This is a genomic window from Photobacterium makurazakiensis, assembly GCF_050336715.1.
Taxonomy (GTDB): Bacteria; Pseudomonadota; Gammaproteobacteria; order Enterobacterales; family Vibrionaceae; genus Photobacterium; species Photobacterium makurazakiensis.
Genome location: NZ_JAKJSJ010000033.1, coordinates 14,245 through 30,576 on the forward strand (window position 1 = coordinate 14,245; position 16,332 = coordinate 30,576).

Sequence of the window (16,332 nt, forward strand, 5' to 3'; positions counted from 1 at the left end):
CTTTCTAGAAGCAAAGTTATTGTTATTATTACTAGCGCGCAGATTTTGTATCATGAGAGCCCTAGTGGCCGCAATTATGGTGATAAGATTGTTGCTATAAACTTGATCCGGTTAACAAATGGGCACTTTTGTTGTCCGCCGAGAGTGATACAATACGCCGCAGAATTAATCCATGGAGTCCCCAATGAGCGAATTAAAGAATGACCGCTATCTACGTGCTTTACTCAAGCAGCCGGTAGACTGTACGCCAGTATGGATGATGCGCCAAGCAGGTCGATATCTACCAGAGTACCGTGCAACCCGTAGTGTAGCCGGAGACTTTATGTCGCTGTGTAAGAATGCTGAACTAGCGAGCGAAGTAACATTACAACCGTTACGCCGCTTCCCGTTAGATGCTGCTATCTTATTTTCAGATATTTTGACTATCCCAGATGCAATGGGATTGGGACTGTATTTCGAAGCTGGTGAAGGGCCGAAGTTTGAACGTCCAATCACCTGTAAGGCAGATGTGGATAAAATCGGTTTACCGGATCCTGAAGGTGAACTGCAGTATGTAATGAATGCGGTTCGTCAAATCCGCAAGGATCTACAAGGCGAAGTGCCTCTGATTGGCTTCTCTGGTAGCCCATGGACACTAGCAACATACATGGTTGAAGGTGGTAGCTCTAAGGCGTTCACTAAGATCAAAAAGATGATGTATGCAGAGCCTGCGACGCTGCATTTGTTGCTTGATAAGCTAGCTGATAGCGTGATTGAGTATTTGAATGCCCAAATTAAAGCAGGCGCGCAGTCTGTGATGGTATTTGATACTTGGGGTGGCGTGCTGACACCGCGTGATTACAATGAGTTTTCGTTGCGTTACATGCACAAAATCGTTGACGCTCTGATCCGTGAAAACGATGGTCGCCGCGTTCCTGTGACCCTATTCACCAAGAATGGTGGTATGTGGTTAGAGCAAATTGCAGCAACTGGCTGTGATGCTGTTGGTCTGGATTGGACAATTAACATCGCGGATGCGAAGAAGCGTATCGGTGATAAAGTTGCCCTGCAAGGTAACATGGATCCATCAATGCTATACGCTCAACCTGATCGTATTCGTCAAGAAGTCGCCACTATTCTTGAAGGTTATGGTGATGAGGGTACAGGCCACGTCTTCAACCTCGGCCACGGTATTCATCTTGATGTGCCACCTGAAAATGCAGGTGTATTTGTTGAAGCGGTGCATGAGTTGTCTAAGCCGTATCACAAATAAGATGATGTTAGGCCAATAAGTGCCTAGCAAAGTAGATTAGAGCCCATACAGTTTACTGTGTGGGCTTTTTTAATGGGGTTAGGCTTGGCTTAAGTGCTGGTGGACATAATCGCGTATGTAAGGCACTACATCCTCTTCAAACCACGGATTTTTCTTTAGCCATAAGGTGTTGCGAGGAGATGGGTGCGGCATTGGAATAAAATGTGGTGCCCACTGCCGCCACGCTTGTACCGTTTCAGTCAGAGTTTTAGGTTTATCTTTTAGGTAACGTTGCTGAGCATATTGGCCAATCACCAGCGTCATGCCGATATTGGGCAGCAATGGCAGCACCTGTGGGTGCCATTGCGGGGCACACTCAGGGCGTGGGGGTAAATCCCCAGATTTTCCTTTGCCCGGATAACATAAGCCCATCGGCATAATGGCAATACGGTTGGCATCGTAGAATGTTTCACGGTCTAAATCGAGCCAGCGGCGTAGGCGGTCACCGCTAGGGTCATTCCAGGGGACCCCGGTTTCATGTACTTTTGTGCCCGGCGCTTGGCCGATAATCATCAGCTTCGCGCTGCTTGCTGCTTGAATGATTGGCCTTGGCCCCAATGGGAGGTGATCTTGGCAGATCGTGCACTGGCGAACTTGATCGAGCAGGTTATCAAGTTGTTGCTGGGTCATGGTTGCCTTCCGGTTTAGTAGCCGCGATCAAAGTCTATTTGGTAGCATAGCGGTTGTTGAGCCACCCAGCGGGTATAGTTTTCACTGAAGATAGTCATTACCTGCTCTGGAAAGCTTTCTGCGGCGATATGTGGTGTGATCGTAATGTGTGGGTGCCGCCAGAACAGGTGGCTCTCCGGTAAAGGCTCCTGCTTGAAGACATCAATAATTGCATGCCGAATAGCACCACTGTTAATGGCCTCGATTAACCCTTGCTCACAGATTGCATTACCCCGACCTACATTGAACAGTAACGTATTGCGGCAATGGCTTAAGCTTCTGGCATTGAGGATATTGTCAGTCTGATCAGTGGCTGGGAGGGTTGAAACCAATACATCTGCTTGGCTGAGTGCTTCTGCGAGTTGTTCAAGGTGGTAGGTTGTACTAAATGCAGTACATGAAGTGCCACCCGAGCGGTTTACACCGATAACACGCATTCCCATGACTGCAGCCACTTGAGCTAAGTGGCTTCCGATACTCCCCGTACCGAGGATCACCATGGTTTGCCCCGCAATGGTGCGGTAGGGCTTAGGTTGCCAGTTAATTTGAGTTTGTTGCTTGTGGTAATGGCTAAAGTGACGACTGTGCTCAAGGAGCTCTCCAATCACATATTCGGCGATAAGTTGACCGAAGCAACCCTTGATATTGGTTAGCGCATAATTTTGGCGCAGGCCGGGTTGGGTGAGGGCATCTATTCCGGCAAAGGTTGATTGTAGCCAGCGCAAGTTAGGGTATTGATCAAGTTGGCTTACGATCTTTGGGGGATCGGCTAAAATAATGGACGCCAGTTTAGGATCTTGAGTGAGTTCAAGCGCTGGCAGTTGTGCTTTTATTAATAAGTTTTCGTAGATCGCCTGTTGGCGCGAGACAACCAAGACTTTATTCATGTTTTTTCCTTTGACTCGACGGTTTTATCCTTAGTTCACATGTTGAAGTGGCTGGGGGATACAAGTAAGATCCGGGTCAAACCACTATTGCAGACTATTCCATGCTAAAGAATCCTGTTCAGCTTCGTGTAGAAAAACTAGAACCATGGCAACACATTACCTTTATGGTTTCCCTTTGTGAAAGAATGTACCCGAATTATGCGTTCTTTTGTCAGGAAACGGAGTTTGCCAATGAGCAAAAATACCGCTCTATTTTGGATAGTATCTGGGAAATCCTGACAGTCAAAACGGCCAAAATTAATTTCGAAAACCAGTTGGAGAAATTAGAAGAGCTAGTACCAAGCAGCGACGATCATGATCTTTATGCAGTTAACCCTGCGATTGATGCGTGCGTTGCGCTGGCGGATTTACTGCATGCGATGCTTGATCGTGATTTAATGGTTGAAACCCTAGAAAAGATAAGCTCTTTGTCAGCAGAAACAGTTGCAGATCTTGAATTTGCACAGACTGGCATTGAGATCACCAACGAAAACCAAAAAGAAAATGAAGCCATTTGCGCTGAGTGGGATATGCAGTGGGCGATTTTCCGCGCACTGAAAGAAGCAGAGCGCCGCGATATTGAGTTGATTAAAGACTTACGCCAAGAGTTGCGAGATGAGCCTGTGAGTAATATTGGTATCGAACTATAACGTACCGAAATGAAGAGAGGAGCCTTTAGGCTCCTTTTTTTATCGCTATATCTTCAAGCGTTGTACTTGTTACTTTTAGGTTAAGTTAATTAATCCGGTTTTTGGTTTTAATTTGAAATTAAATATCGATAATATTATTAATGTCAGTTTTTAATATTTATATTCTTTTGCGGGTTGTTTTCTTATTCGGTGTCCGTTTATAACAAGTGTTGTTGAGAGCCAATTGGCTCTGTATTTTTTGACCTGTTTTAGAGTAGGAATGAGCGTGATTACATTAAAGCCTCATAGTATTGCGAACACCAATAGCCGATGTGCTATTGCGTCTAGCCTTCTCCTCCTGCTCTCTCTGAATCTCGTTCGGGGCTGACAGGCCATACTTTTTTTCTGTCAGCTTGTGATGAAGCTGACAGGTCTAAATCTCCTTGTATTTTCCCCTCTCTGTTTCCTCCAAGCTGAATGCTGTTCGAGGAATATTATGTTAAGCATACGCAATATCGCCGCTTTGGGCTTCATGACGTTCGCCATGTATTTAGGGGCCGGAAACCTTATTTTTCCACCTTTTCTTGGCTATCAATCCGGAGGTAATGTCTTTAGCGGGATGGTTGGTTTCTTGCTTACAGGGGTCGGGTTACCTGCTTTTGCTTTGGTTATGGTGGCGCTGGTAAAAGGCTCCGATAATCTGACGTCAATGTTACCTCAATCATTAGCGACCAGCTTTTGGGTATTAGTTTTCATTGTTATTGGCCCTGCCTTTGTGATCCCCCGTGCGATCACTGTTGCTTATCAGTTTAGCTTTGCCCCATTTTTAGGTGATAGCGCCTTGTTGCCATTTACGCTGGCTTTTTGCTTAATGACGGTAGGGTTTTCGCTGTACCCCGGTAAATTGGTTAACAGCTTAGGGAAATGGCTGACACCAGCACTACTGGTGATATTAACCATCATGGCGATTTTTGCTTTCATGTTTCCTGGCGGGGAGGTGTTAGAAGTCAAAGGTGCTTATATCAATGGTGCCATGGCGGAAGGGCTAACCCAAGGCTACATGACAATGGATGCTTTGGGTTCCATTGGCTTTGGTTGGGTAATCTTTCGAGCTATAGAAAGTATGGGGGTTAAATGCCCGAAAGCGACCGCTAAATACACCTTAATCGCGGCGATGATATATGCTGTCGGCATGGCATTGGTCTATATCGTTTTAGCTTACATTGGTGTGACGAGTGCCAATTTAGGGGCCGATTTTTCTAATGGTGGGGAAATACTAACGGCATTTACCACTTTTCATTTTGGAGTGTTTGGTACGCTGTTGTTGGGAAGTGTCATGCTATTGGCGTGTTTGACCACGTCAATCGGGGTGACTACAGCTGGCAGTGAATTCTATAGTCGCACATTTTCAGCAGTGACTTACCGTAAAAGTGTTTGGCTGACGATGCTAATCGCGGGGATTATCGCAAATCTGGGGCTGGAGCAGTTGCTAGCTATCACATTGCCAGTGGTTGTTGCCCTTCATCCAATTGCGATCGCGCTTTTATTGATAGCCCCATTACAAAAACACATTTCATCTCGCGCGGTGCTTGGGGTAATGCTGGTTGCGACGGTATTTGGCGCGATGGATGCGGTACATATCCTAGGGTACATGCCGACAGAAATGAATGACTTTTATGCCTCTTATCTACCGCTGTATAACGAATTTGCTGGATGGGTTATCCCAACGGTTATTGCGATAGGGTTAGGGTTAATGCACTCGATCCTCGTTGGGCGTAATGCTTCTTCTTGTAATGCCATCATCAGTGACTGAGTGATTTAATAAAAAAGGGGCGAAGCGCCCCTTTATGATATGAATTGATTTAACGATAAAAATTATTCGTCGTCTTTGCTCTCGATGACGCCATGCGTTTTTTTCCAAGCCTCCCAGCGTTGGAACGCCAGCTGCTGCATGTCGGTATTTTTATCGGCCTCATCGACAATCTCTTCGCCAACTAGGCTTTCAAAGATGTCTTCCATCGTTACCAAACCTTGTACTGTGCCATATTCATCAACCACCAAAATTAGCTGTGAGCGCTCTTTCATGAGTTGCTCGAAAGCTTTTGGTACGCTTGATGTGTTCATGATCACAGGCAATGGGCGCATCAATGTCCCTAATTCCTGTTGACCACGACCTGCTTGGCTTTCGGCAAACAGTTCAAGGCGGTGAACAAAGCCAAGTATATTGTCTTTTTGCTCGCTATATACCAGCGGGCGCGAAAACGGACTGTCTTTGTGTGCTGACAGAAACTCGTTGATTGGCTGCTCGGCTTCGATACGGAACAATACTGGGCGAGGTGTCATGATCTTGGTCACGCTGACATCACGGAACTGTAGCAGGTTCGTCATGATTTTTGATTCACCTTCAGCCAGTTCACCGGACTCTATCGCCAACATTGCCATCGCAGAGAGCTCATCGCGCAATTTAGGGGCTTGATGGCCACGTGATAGTCGGCGGGTTATTTGCTCTGACACCCAAACAAACGGTGTTAGCGCCCAAACCATCCAGCGGAGCAGTGATGCTGAGGCTGGTGCAAGTTGTCGCCAGTAGGTCGCGCCAATGGTTTTGGGGATAATTTCAGAGAACAACAAAATCGCGATAGTCAGCACACCGGAGAAAACCCCGAGCCATTGACTACCGAAAACAACAGCGGCTTGGGCACCGGCAGTCGCAGCTCCGACAGTATGCGCAACAGTATTTAGCGTTAGGATCGAAGCCAATGGGCGGTCGATATTCTCTTTTAGGGCTGCGAGACGCGGTGCAGCTGGATGTTCTTGTTGGCGCAAAGTGCCAATGTAGCTTGGGGAAATACTAAGTAGTACGGCTTCAAGAACCGAACAAATAAACGAAACACCAATCGCCACGGCGATGTAAATCGTAAGGAGTATCATGCTTACCTTATTAGCTGTTAACGGGATTCCAGCTATATTAATCGGGGAGCGAGCGAATAAATACAACTATTTCATCTGTGATATTAGTAACATTTTGTGAACTTGCGCTCAGTTTATGGTTAAAGAGTCCTCACCTAAGCACATGATTGCCGACAAACCTTTGCCACACGGGCTTCTTTTGAATTAGAGTTGATGCGTCTATAAAGAAAAACCTTAGAAGGGAAAACGAATGAACAAGACCCAACTGATTGACCTGATCGCTGAAAAAGCAGATCTTTCTAAAGCTCAAGCAAAAGTTGCACTAGAGTCGACTCTAGACGGTATTACTGATGCGCTGAAAGAAGGTGAGCAGGTTCAACTAATTGGCTTTGGTACTTTTAAAGTGAACCACCGCGCTGCACGTACTGGCCGTAACCCACAAACGGGTCAAGAAATCCAGATCGCTGCTGCAAATGTTCCTGCATTCGTATCAGGTAAAGCACTGAAAGACGCAGTGAAATAATCTATACTCCGCCAGGCATCTCTTATCTGGCGGAGTTTTTCATGAAACGCTTACTGACTATTCTTACCATCTCGCTGTTAGCTGGGTGTGCTTCTAATCCTACTGTTCCTGAAAACACCATTACGCCAATCTTGACCCATACTGGCGGTCAGAGCCTCGGCGATACCACTTCACTTTATTGGTTTACCTCGCAGCAGAACCGTCCTGTAAAGCTTGCTGAGCGCGTCATGGCCGGCGATTATGGCCACTATCAATCTGATTACCGCTGGCGCGATGGTAAATTACGAGAAATTAAACGCGAAGGGGAAATTCTCGATGAGCAGGAGCTCAAGCCTTTTGTGTTACATGTGCGCTACGACACTCGGGGCAGCGCGGTGTTTCAGCGCTATAGCGTAGGGAATGAAGTGATCCCGTTAACCAATGCTGAACTCAACCAGTTGCTTGACGAAGCTCGGCAAGGAACTGATGTTGTGAGACAACAGCGCAGAGACGATCAGTCCTTGATTCAAGGCTATTGGCGACAGGGACTATTTTACCGCTGTGGTGATGATCGTAAGCTGGATGTGACATTTAGCCCAGCACTGCCTGACTTTTCAGTAGAGCAACTGAATGAGCTTGAACAAAAAGGGTACATGGTGGTGACTGGTAAGGTTCGCCGCAATGCGTTAACGGCAAGTCGTCTGCTCATGCTTAATAATACCCAGGCAGCTTGTCTGGGGGCACCCGCTTTGCTGGATTAATATCTGAGGCGTACCGAGAGCGTTAACCATGCTGCAGCAAGACTTTAAATAAAAAACGCGCCATGGGCGCGTTTTTTATGGATCAGGCAGACAATGAAACGTTTATGCCTCTTGTTCGCGCTCAATGGCACGGTAGCCGATATCATTGCGATGGAACATACCATTCCAGCCAACTTGCTTAGTTAGCGCGTAGGCACGCTCCTGAGCTTCAGATACCGTATTACCGAGTGCTGTTGCACAAAGAACACGGCCGCCGTTAGTCACAACATCGCCCGCTTCGTTATTTGCAGTTCCTGCGTGGAAGATCTTTTGCCCTTCAACTTCGCCTTCAGGTAGTGAGATCACGTCACCTTTTGCGTAATCTGCTGGGTAACCACCGGCAGCCAGTACCACACCGATAGATGCGCGTGGATCCCACTTAGATTCTGCTTCATCAAGCTTCTTGTCGATTGCCATTAGGCACAGGTCAACAAGATCCGATTCCATACGCATCATGATAGGCTGCGTTTCAGGGTCGCCAAAGCGGCAGTTGTATTCGATTACTTTCGGCGTACCGTCAGCATCGATCATCAGGCCAGCATATAGGAAGCCAGTGTAAGGCGTGCCTTCGGCATCCATACCGCGTACTGTTGGGTAGATAACTTCTTCTAGAATACGGTTATGGATTTCTGGGGTTACAACAGGGGCTGGAGAGTAAGCACCCATGCCACCCGTGTTAGGGCCTGTATCTTTGTCGCCAACACGTTTGTGATCTTGGCTGGTGGCCATTGGTAGAACGCTAGCGCCATCAACCATTACGATGAAGCTTGCTTCTTCACCCTCGAGAAATTCTTCGATAACCACGCGACTGCCTGCTTCGCCAAATGCGTTGCCTGCGAGCATGTCTTTGATTGCGTCTTCGGCTTCTTCAAGTGTCATTGCTACGATAACACCTTTACCTGCCGCGAGACCGTCAGCTTTCACGACGATTGGAGCACCTTGCTCACGAACGTAAGCCAATGCCGGTTCAATCTCAGTGAAGTTCGCGTAAGAACCTGTTGGGATCTTGTGGCGAGCTAGGAAGTCTTTCGTGAATGCTTTAGAGCCTTCTAGCTGTGCTGCAGCTTGCGTTGGACCAAAGATTGGTAGGCCAGCTTCGCGGAAAGCATCTACAACACCAATAACAAGTGGTGCTTCAGGGCCAACGATTGTTAGTTCAATTTTTTTTTCTTGTGCGAATGCAACCAAACCAGCGATGTCTTCAACACCGATGTTTACATTTTCAAGCTTAGGCTCAAGTGCAGTCCCTGCGTTACCTGGGGCTACAAATACAGTTTCAACGTTTGGGTTTTGTGCTGCTTTCCAACCAAGTGCATGTTCACGGCCGCCAGCACCAATAATCAATACATCCATCATTTTACCTTTGATAGCTTCGCCATATTGTCTACTTCTGTGTCACGCATTCTCACTTATATCCATAAGCTCCGAGTGCGTTCCTTGAATTAGATAATCTGGCTTTGCTCTAAAATTAAAATTTTTAAGTGACGTTGCAGAGCTAAAGCCACAACATTCCGTGTTCTTAAAATCGAATAAGGCTCTGGTTTCACCAGAGCCAGTCTTGATTAGTGGCGGAAGTGACGCATACCGGTGAAGATCATTGCCATGCCGTGTTCGTCGGCTGCATCAATCACTTCTTGGTCGCGCATCGAGCCACCAGGCTGGATAACACACTTAATGCCAGCTTCTGCTGCGGCATCAATACCGTCGCGGAATGGGAAGAAAGCATCCGATGCCATTACACAACCTTCAACTTGTAGACCTTCGTCAGCGGCTTTGATCCCAGCGATTTTCGCCGAGTAAACGCGGCTCATTTGGCCTGCACCCACGCCGATAGTCATGTCACCCTTAGAGTAAACAATTGCGTTTGATTTAACGTATTTTGCTACTTTCCAGCAGAATAGTGCATCTTTCAGCTCTTCTTCTGTTGGTTGACGCTTAGATACTACTTTCAAGTCGTCAGCAGAAACCATGCCTTGGTCACGATCTTGAACTAGTAGGCCGCCGTTAACGCGTTTAACATCAAAGCCTGTTGTCTTCGCTGACCATTCGCCACACTCAAGTAGACGAAGGTTTTTCTTAGCGGCAACGATTTCAACGGCCTCAGCGGAAACAGAAGGTGCAATGATAACCTCAACAAATTGACGTTCCGTAATTGCTGTTGCTGTTGCTGCATCTAATTCGCGGTTGAATGCGATGATGCCGCCAAATGCTGACGTTGGGTCGGTTTTGAAAGCGCGGTCGTAGGCTTCTAGGATGTCTCCACCTAGTGCAACGCCACATGGGTTTGCGTGCTTAACGATCACACATGCTGGCTCATTGAACTCTTTCACACACTCAAGTGCTGCATCGGTATCAGCGATGTTGTTGTAAGACAGTGCTTTACCTTGAATTTGGCGAGCAGTAGATACTGATGCTTCTTCAGGGTTTGCTTCCACATAGAATGCGGCAGCTTGGTGGCTGTTCTCACCGTAGCGCATGTCTTGCTTCTTTTCGAACTGTTGGTTGAATGTGCGAGGGAATTTGCTTTCCTCATCACCTTCTTTGTTCTCGCCGTAGCTTGGAACCATTGTGCCGAAGTAGTTTGCGATCATGCCGTCGTATGCTGCGGTATGCTCAAATGCAGCAATCGCTAGGTCGAAACGTGTTTCCAGCGTGACAGACTTGTCGTTAGCATCCATTTCAGCAACAACGCGGTCGTAGTCGTGCGCGTTTACCACGATAGTGACGTCTTTGTGGTTTTTCGCTGCAGAGCGAACCATTGTTGGACCACCGATATCGATGTTCTCAACAGCGTCAGCAAGTGTGCAGCCTTCTTTTGCTACGGTTTCAGCGAATGGGTATAGGTTTACGACAACGATATCAATTGGGTTGATACCGTGCTGCTCCATGATGCCATCATCTTGACCGCGACGGCCTAGAACACCACCATGAACTTTAGGGTGCAACGTTTTAACTCGGCCATCCATCATTTCAGGGAAGCCAGTGTAGTCAGATACTTCTGTAACAGAGATGCCTTTTTCAGCAAGTAGGCGAGCTGTGCCACCGGTAGATAGAATATCTACACCACGGTCGGCAAGAGCTTGTGCGAATTCAACAATACCAGTTTTGTCTGACACGCTAATTAGCGCGCGGCGGATAGGACGAGTGTTTTCCATTGCAACCATCTCTTTATATACACAGGGGAATATTTGCCAAAAACCAATCGTAAATAGGCTAGATTTTGGTAAATACTCTCGGCTAGAATCGAGGGGTAAAGTGTATCGTTATCGTGATCTACGCGACGTATTTTACATTAATTTCAGCATTGCGCAAACGTTTGCTTTTGTTTGTGCCATCGAAAAAGAAAGGTCGATATGTATTTAATAGGGCAACTGGCAAAACGGTGTGACGTAAGCAGCGATACCCTACGTTTTTACGAAAAAAATGGCTTACTCGTGCCTGCGGGACGCAGTGATAGTGGTTATCGGCTCTACAGTGAGGATGATCTATCGCGGATTAAATTTATCATCCGTGCAAAGGCGGTTGGTTTAAGCCTTGATGAAATTCGTGAGCTATTAGATATACGATTAGAAGCGAGCCAGCATAGTTGCGCAGAGGTTAAGGCCATAACCCAAGCTAAATTGGTGGAAGTCGACATGAAAATGGCGGAGTTGCAACGCATTCGTGATGCGTTGAAAAAAATCAATGATGCCTGCTGTGGCCATGCCGATGACAATGCCAGTCACTGCTCTATTCTCGAAGCGTTAGGAGAGCAAGATAGCCATTCAGAGCATGAGGCCTCTGGAGCCCAATGCTGTTCTGGACGCTGCAAAGAGAGTAAAGCATAAACCGATGAGCCTCCCGCATACCCTTTAGGTATATAGCATCGATGAAATAGGTGCTACTTAGTGCTTTTAACCCTGCTCCATGAGTGTCTATTGGGTGTCGGCATTCTGGTCTTTAGAAATGAGACAAAGCGGGATGCTTTTCACTAGGGAAAGCTAAATAGTTATGGTAGTTTCGAAGTATCACGTTGTTATTGATAAGGATAATCATGCTTAAAGTGAATGAATACTTTGATAGCCAAGTAAAATCAATCGGCTTTGAAACCTCAGGCGAACGTACCAGCGTGGGTGTAATGGCACCGGGTGAATATACCTTCGGCACAGCTGCCCCTGAGCGTATGACGGTGGTAAAAGGTGAGCTGACGGTGAAACTACCTGGTCATATTGATTGGGAAACCTATGGTGCTGGTGACGATTTTGAAGTACCGGGTGATTCATCGTTTGAGGTGAAGGTTAAGGAAACAACCGCTTATCTGTGCGACTACTTGTAATTCCGGACTTTGCCATAAAAAAGCTTCGCATTAGCGAAGCTTTTTTATTTGTGTGCTTGGTATGAAGAGTCGGGGTGATTTTAAGCAGATTCCCGCTTGATTAGTTCTGGGCTCAGTACCACCCGCTGCGTGTCAGCTAAAGGTTTTTTCATTCTAGCCAATAGTTGCTGTCCTGCCTGCTGGCCAATGGCTTTGGCCGGCGAGGAGATAAAGCTAAGCGGAGGATGAGTCAACTCGGCTTCAGGTACGTCGTCAAAGCCGATTAAGGCAACCTGCTGGCCGATGTAGTTGTCCCGCCCGACGCTGCGGCTTGCACTTTGTACCCCATAGATGGCACCAAGGGCTGTGGCTGGGCGATGGCAGAGGATTGCGGTAATTTTTGGGTGCTGATTGAGTAGCTCGCGCACTGCCTCGGCAGATTCTTTCTGACTTCGTTCACATTCGATTATCCATTCGTTTTTGAACGGAAGGCCGTATTGCATCAAGGTTGTACAGTAGCCGCCAATACGTTCGGCACGGGTTAGTGAATCACTGTGACCACCAACATAGGCAATATGGCGATGGCCCTGCTCAATTAAGTGTTGGGTGGCTAACTTAGCCGCCAGGTTATTATCTGGGCCAACATAATCAATTTCTTCCGTCATTGAGGCGCGAGCGACACAAATTGCGGGCAATTCGGCTTTTTGGGCCATCTGTATCACATCTTGAGTAGAGCCTCGTAGCGGGCTGAATGCAATACCTGCCACACCTTGCTGGATCATCGATTGGACGCATTTCACCAGTTTGTCTGGCGAGTCCCCACATTGCGCAAGAAAAAGCATATACCCGTGTTTTTCAAGCTCTTCACTGATCCCTGCGGTGATCTCTGTATAAAACGGGTCGGTAATATCGCGCAGGATCAAGCCGATCAAGTTGGATTGGTTTGATCGTAGGTTGGCCGCGGCTTTATTGCGCATATAGCCAAGTGCATCAATAGCTTGGTTGACCTTGTTGATTGTTGCTTCAGAAATCCGACCTTTATTACCGAGTACCAGAGAGACGGTAGATACAGATACCCCCGCGTATGCTGCAACATCAGTGATTTTTACTTTTCTTGGGCTCATTAGTGGCAACTTGTAGGAAATGCTTGTCAAAATTAACGTATGCGTTAGTAAAACGTTATACCTAATCTACAGTAATTTTAACAGGATCACACTTTACAAAATGTGTTTTATGTCGCGATATTTTCGTGATCTAGTTAGCGAAAAAGTCTGATAAAACGTTTTATCATAATTATTGTGAATTTATTGAAGCGCTGACATGGATGAAACACCCTTCCGTTGGCGCTTTTTTTGAAAAGAATTGATAAAACGTTTTATCAAGCCTGTACCTACATAAAAAATAATGGTTAGGGGTAACCAACTATGTCGCAATCTTCTAAGAAAAGTACCTTGTGGGAATTTTTCCAGAGCCTCGGGAAAACGTTCATGCTACCGGTCGCCTTACTGGCGTTTTCCGGTATCTTACTGGGGGTAGGTAGCTCTCTCTCCAGCACCGCGGTAAAAGAAAGTTTTCCACTGTTGGATAACATCGTACTGCAGCTTATTTTCATGTGGATGACCAAGATTGGTCTAGTAGCATTTATCTATTTGCCGATCATGTTCGCTGTTGCTATCCCGCTGGGACTGGCGCGTGAAGAAAAAGGCGTCGCTGCATTTTCTGGTTTTGTCGGCTACGCCGCTTTGAATCTGTCGATTAACTTCTATTTGACGGTTGCTGGCGTGCTAGGCAATGCCGAACAGGAAGCCGCTTATGGGGTGAAATCGATCATTGGTATCGATTCAATCGACACCGGTATTCTTGGTGCGGTGATCGTGGGTATCATCGTCGCGAAGCTACATGCCCGTTTTTATACTTATAAAATGCCGGATGCGCTGGCCTTCTTTGGTGGTGCCCGCTTCGTTCCAATCATTACCACGGTGGTATTGGGCGTGGTTGGTCTAGTTGTACCCTTGATTTGGCCTTATTTTGCTGCCGGGATCAATGGTGTCGGTACGGCGATATCTCACGCAGGTCCTTTTGGCCCATTCCTATTTGGTACCGGTGAGCGCTTGCTCTTACCGTTCGGGTTGCATCATATCCTAGTGGCATTGATCCGCTTTACAGAGGCGGGCGGTACCTTGGATGTGTGTGGTGATACCGTGAGTGGTGCCCTGAATATCTTCTATTCGGAATTAGCGTGTTCGACAACGGAAGAGTTCTCAAGCTCAGCCACATCATTCCTGTCTCAGGGTAAAATGCCAACGTTCCTTGGTGGCTTACCGGGTGCTGCATTGGCTATGTACCACTGTGCTCGTCCAGAAAACCGCGGCAAGGTAAAAGCACTGTTGCTATCGGGTGTGGTGGCATGTTGGGTTGGTGGTATCACTGAGCCGCTAGAATTCTTGTTCCTGTTTGTCGCGCCGGTGCTGTATTTTATTCACGCTATCCTTACTGGTCTTGGTTTCATGATCATGGGCATACTGGGTGTGACGATTGGTAATACTGATGGCAATATCATCGACTTCTTGATTTTCGGTGTCCTACAGGGAACAGCAACGAAGTGGTATTTAGTTCCGGTTGTTGCCGCTATCTGGTTCGCGGTGTACTACTCGGTGTTCCGCTTTGCGATCACTCGCTTTAACCTCAAAACACCTGGCCGTGAGATTGAATCGACAGAAGAAATCGCAGCAGCAGTCACTGGTGAAAAAACGACAGGTTACAAAGGCGACATTATCCTTGAAGCGTTAGGTGGTGCTGGGAATATTCTGGCTCTGGATAACTGTATTACTCGCCTAAGGATGTCGGTCCAAGATATGTCTCTGGTTAACGATGCGGTGCTTAAAGCGAATGGTGCTCTTGGCGTTGTAAAACTGGATGAACATAACCTACAAGTGGTGATTGGCCCTCAGGTCCATATGGTTAAGAACGAAATTCAACGTTTGTTACCGGCATAATCGGTTGCATGACTGCGGGGAGCATTGGCTCCCCGTTTTCTATTGCGGTGACTGTTTATAGGGTTAGCTTTTTCCACGCAAGGGCTAACCCTATAGGTTGTTCTCAGAGGTAATTATGTTTGATTTTTCCACTCCGGTAGATAGGTACGGTACTTATTGCACTCAATGGGATTATGTTCAGGACCGTTTCGGCGAAGCCGATCTGTTGCCATTCACCATCTCTGATATGGACTTTGAGACTGCGCCGTGTATTCAGCAAGCGTTGCAGCAGCGCTTAAGTCACGGCGTATTGGGTTATAGCCGTTGGAATCACGAGGATTTCAAGCTGGCGATCACTGGCTGGTTTGCCAAACGGTATCAGGCTGAGTTAACGCCGAGCAGCGTAGTGTATGGGCCATCGGTGATTTATATCATTGCCCAGCTGATCCAGTTGTGGACGCAACCGGGCGAGGGGGTGCTGGTACATACACCCGCCTATGATGCTTTTGGCAATATGCTAGAGGAGAATCAACGTCAATTACTGGCTAGCCCTTTGTTAAAAACGCCATCCGGCTATGAGATCGACTGGGTACAATTTGAGGCTCAGGCGGCATTGCCGCAGTGTAAAGTGCTGCTGTTGTGCAGCCCACAGAACCCGACGGGACGGGTATGGACGGAAACAGAACTGGCACGGATGGCTGCGGTTTGCCAACGTCATCAAGTCAAAGTGATATCTGATGATATCCATATGGATATGGCTTACCAGCGCTATATTCCTTGGTCGGAGGTTGCGCAGGATCAGCATTGGGCATTGGTGAGCTCGGGCTCGAAGTCTTTTAATATTCCAGCCCTAACCGGTGCCTATGCATTTATCCCAGACTCTCTGGCACGCGAAGGTTATCTGCGCCAGCTAAAAGCGGCGCATGGGCTATCTTCACCTGCGATTTTGGGGGTTATTGCGCATATTGCTGCCTACCAACAAGGGGATGAGTGGCTAGATGCATTGAAAGCCTATTTGAAGATTAACCTCAATTATGTCGCCGAGCGGCTAAACCTTGAATTTCCAGCAGTGAATTATCAAGTTCCTGATGGGACGTACTTGGCTTGGATCGATCTCAACCCGCTCAAGGTTGACATGGATATTCTACAGCAGGTTCTGATCCGGGATTATAAGGTCGCCATTATGCGGGGCGATACTTATGGTGAAGAAGGGCAAGGGTATGTACGACTTAATGTCGGTTGCCCACATAGTAAAGTGGTTGCTGGAATGGATGCGCTGGTGGCAGCACTCCATCAACTCACTCGCGATCAGTAACAGCTGGTGGTCTGCCACCAG

General features: G+C 47.2%; 15 protein-coding genes. 9 read left to right on the forward strand and 6 right to left on the reverse strand.

The features are described from left to right. Positions 1–184: 184 nt before the first annotated feature. Positions 185–1,252 carry a uroporphyrinogen decarboxylase gene (gene hemE, locus L4D09_RS15560; RefSeq protein WP_428458431.1) on the forward strand — a complete coding sequence of 356 codons (1,068 nt, stop codon included), beginning with the start codon at positions 185–187 and terminating at the stop codon, positions 1,250–1,252. A gap of 78 nt (positions 1,253–1,330) precedes the next feature. On the opposite strand, the gene L4D09_RS15565 is transcribed toward hemE, so the two are convergent. Beyond that, positions 1,331–1,921, reverse strand: a complete 591-nt coding sequence (locus L4D09_RS15565; RefSeq protein WP_428458432.1) for a uracil-DNA glycosylase family protein — start codon at positions 1,919–1,921, stop codon at positions 1,331–1,333. A 14-nt stretch (positions 1,922–1,935) separates the two neighbouring features. Beyond that, on the reverse strand, positions 1,936–2,847 hold the full coding sequence (locus tag L4D09_RS15570; protein ID WP_428458433.1) for a D-2-hydroxyacid dehydrogenase: 912 nt from the start codon (positions 2,845–2,847) through the stop codon (positions 1,936–1,938). A gap of 101 nt (positions 2,848–2,948) precedes the next feature. Here L4D09_RS15570 and L4D09_RS15575 point away from each other — a divergent pair, with 101 nt between their 5' ends. Together L4D09_RS15575 and brnQ are read left to right on the forward strand one after the other, a co-directional pair. Beyond that, positions 2,949–3,536 (forward strand): YjaG family protein, encoded by a 588-nt coding sequence (locus tag L4D09_RS15575; protein WP_428458434.1) that lies wholly within the window; start codon positions 2,949–2,951, stop codon positions 3,534–3,536. A 475-nt stretch (positions 3,537–4,011) separates the two neighbouring features. Further along, on the forward strand, positions 4,012–5,328 hold the full coding sequence (brnQ, locus tag L4D09_RS15580; protein WP_428458435.1) for a branched-chain amino acid transport system II carrier protein: 1,317 nt from the start codon (positions 4,012–4,014) through the stop codon (positions 5,326–5,328). Positions 5,329–5,390: 62 nt separating this feature from the next. On the opposite strand, the gene L4D09_RS15585 is transcribed toward brnQ, so the two are convergent. After that, entirely contained in the window at positions 5,391–6,446 is a 1,056-nt protein-coding gene (locus L4D09_RS15585) for a CNNM domain-containing protein (RefSeq protein ID WP_428458436.1), read from the reverse strand. 229 nt (positions 6,447–6,675) lie between these two features. Here L4D09_RS15585 and hupA point away from each other — a divergent pair, with 229 nt between their 5' ends. Together hupA and L4D09_RS15595 are read left to right on the forward strand one after the other, a co-directional pair. After that, the gene (gene hupA / locus L4D09_RS15590; protein WP_428458437.1) at positions 6,676–6,948 is read left to right on the forward strand and encodes a nucleoid-associated protein HU-alpha; all 273 of its coding nucleotides are present in this window, start codon (positions 6,676–6,678) and stop codon (positions 6,946–6,948) included. A gap of 41 nt (positions 6,949–6,989) precedes the next feature. Continuing rightward, complete coding sequence (locus tag L4D09_RS15595) at positions 6,990–7,688, forward strand: DUF1481 domain-containing protein (protein WP_428458438.1); 699 nt, start codon at positions 6,990–6,992, stop codon at positions 7,686–7,688. Between the two features lie 102 nt (positions 7,689–7,790). On the opposite strand, the gene purD is transcribed toward L4D09_RS15595, so the two are convergent. Continuing rightward, complete coding sequence (gene purD, locus L4D09_RS15600) at positions 7,791–9,080, reverse strand: phosphoribosylamine--glycine ligase (protein WP_428458439.1); 1,290 nt, start codon at positions 9,078–9,080, stop codon at positions 7,791–7,793. Between the two features lie 209 nt (positions 9,081–9,289). Continuing rightward, entirely contained in the window at positions 9,290–10,882 is a 1,593-nt protein-coding gene (purH, locus tag L4D09_RS15605) for a bifunctional phosphoribosylaminoimidazolecarboxamide formyltransferase/IMP cyclohydrolase (protein ID WP_428458440.1), read from the reverse strand. Positions 10,883–11,080: 198 nt separating this feature from the next. Here purH and zntR point away from each other — a divergent pair, with 198 nt between their 5' ends. Then, the gene (gene zntR, locus L4D09_RS15610) at positions 11,081–11,554 is read left to right on the forward strand and encodes a Zn(2+)-responsive transcriptional regulator (RefSeq protein ID WP_428458441.1); all 474 of its coding nucleotides are present in this window, start codon (positions 11,081–11,083) and stop codon (positions 11,552–11,554) included. Positions 11,555–11,760: 206 nt separating this feature from the next. Continuing rightward, positions 11,761–12,042 (forward strand): pyrimidine/purine nucleoside phosphorylase, encoded by a 282-nt coding sequence (gene ppnP / locus L4D09_RS15615; protein WP_428458442.1) that lies wholly within the window; start codon positions 11,761–11,763, stop codon positions 12,040–12,042. 80 nt (positions 12,043–12,122) lie between these two features. On the opposite strand, the gene malI is transcribed toward ppnP, so the two are convergent. Further along, on the reverse strand, positions 12,123–13,145 hold the full coding sequence (gene malI, locus L4D09_RS15620) for a Mal regulon transcriptional regulator MalI (RefSeq protein ID WP_428458443.1): 1,023 nt from the start codon (positions 13,143–13,145) through the stop codon (positions 12,123–12,125). A gap of 300 nt (positions 13,146–13,445) precedes the next feature. Between malI and malX the strand changes: the two genes are divergently transcribed. Further along, on the forward strand, positions 13,446–15,017 hold the full coding sequence (gene malX, locus L4D09_RS15625) for a maltose/glucose-specific PTS transporter subunit IIBC (RefSeq protein WP_428458444.1): 1,572 nt from the start codon (positions 13,446–13,448) through the stop codon (positions 15,015–15,017). Between the two features lie 115 nt (positions 15,018–15,132). Beyond that, entirely contained in the window at positions 15,133–16,311 is a 1,179-nt protein-coding gene (locus L4D09_RS15630; RefSeq protein WP_428458445.1) for a MalY/PatB family protein, read from the forward strand. Positions 16,312–16,332: the final 21 nt, after the last annotated feature.

What these genes read in the sequence shown, in the direction of transcription:
- hemE (WP_428458431.1), top strand. Translation starts at nt 185, where the DNA reads ATGAGCGAATTAAAGAATGACCGCTATCTACGTGCTTTACTCAAGCAG.
- L4D09_RS15565 (WP_428458432.1), bottom strand. Translation starts at nt 1,921, where the DNA reads ATGACCCAGCAACAACTTGATAACCTGCTCGATCAAGTTCGCCAGTGC.
- L4D09_RS15570 (WP_428458433.1), bottom strand. Translation starts at nt 2,847, where the DNA reads ATGAATAAAGTCTTGGTTGTCTCGCGCCAACAGGCGATCTACGAAAAC.
- L4D09_RS15575 (WP_428458434.1), top strand. Translation starts at nt 2,949, where the DNA reads ATGCTAAAGAATCCTGTTCAGCTTCGTGTAGAAAAACTAGAACCATGG.
- brnQ (WP_428458435.1), top strand. Translation starts at nt 4,012, where the DNA reads ATGTTAAGCATACGCAATATCGCCGCTTTGGGCTTCATGACGTTCGCC.
- L4D09_RS15585 (WP_428458436.1), bottom strand. Translation starts at nt 6,446, where the DNA reads ATGATACTCCTTACGATTTACATCGCCGTGGCGATTGGTGTTTCGTTT.
- hupA (WP_428458437.1), top strand. Translation starts at nt 6,676, where the DNA reads ATGAACAAGACCCAACTGATTGACCTGATCGCTGAAAAAGCAGATCTT.
- L4D09_RS15595 (WP_428458438.1), top strand. Translation starts at nt 6,990, where the DNA reads ATGAAACGCTTACTGACTATTCTTACCATCTCGCTGTTAGCTGGGTGT.
- purD (WP_428458439.1), bottom strand. Translation starts at nt 9,080, where the DNA reads ATGGATGTATTGATTATTGGTGCTGGCGGCCGTGAACATGCACTTGGT.
- purH (WP_428458440.1), bottom strand. Translation starts at nt 10,882, where the DNA reads ATGGAAAACACTCGTCCTATCCGCCGCGCGCTAATTAGCGTGTCAGAC.
- zntR (WP_428458441.1), top strand. Translation starts at nt 11,081, where the DNA reads ATGTATTTAATAGGGCAACTGGCAAAACGGTGTGACGTAAGCAGCGAT.
- ppnP (WP_428458442.1), top strand. Translation starts at nt 11,761, where the DNA reads ATGCTTAAAGTGAATGAATACTTTGATAGCCAAGTAAAATCAATCGGC.
- malI (WP_428458443.1), bottom strand. Translation starts at nt 13,145, where the DNA reads ATGAGCCCAAGAAAAGTAAAAATCACTGATGTTGCAGCATACGCGGGG.
- malX (WP_428458444.1), top strand. Translation starts at nt 13,446, where the DNA reads ATGTCGCAATCTTCTAAGAAAAGTACCTTGTGGGAATTTTTCCAGAGC.
- L4D09_RS15630 (WP_428458445.1), top strand. Translation starts at nt 15,133, where the DNA reads ATGTTTGATTTTTCCACTCCGGTAGATAGGTACGGTACTTATTGCACT.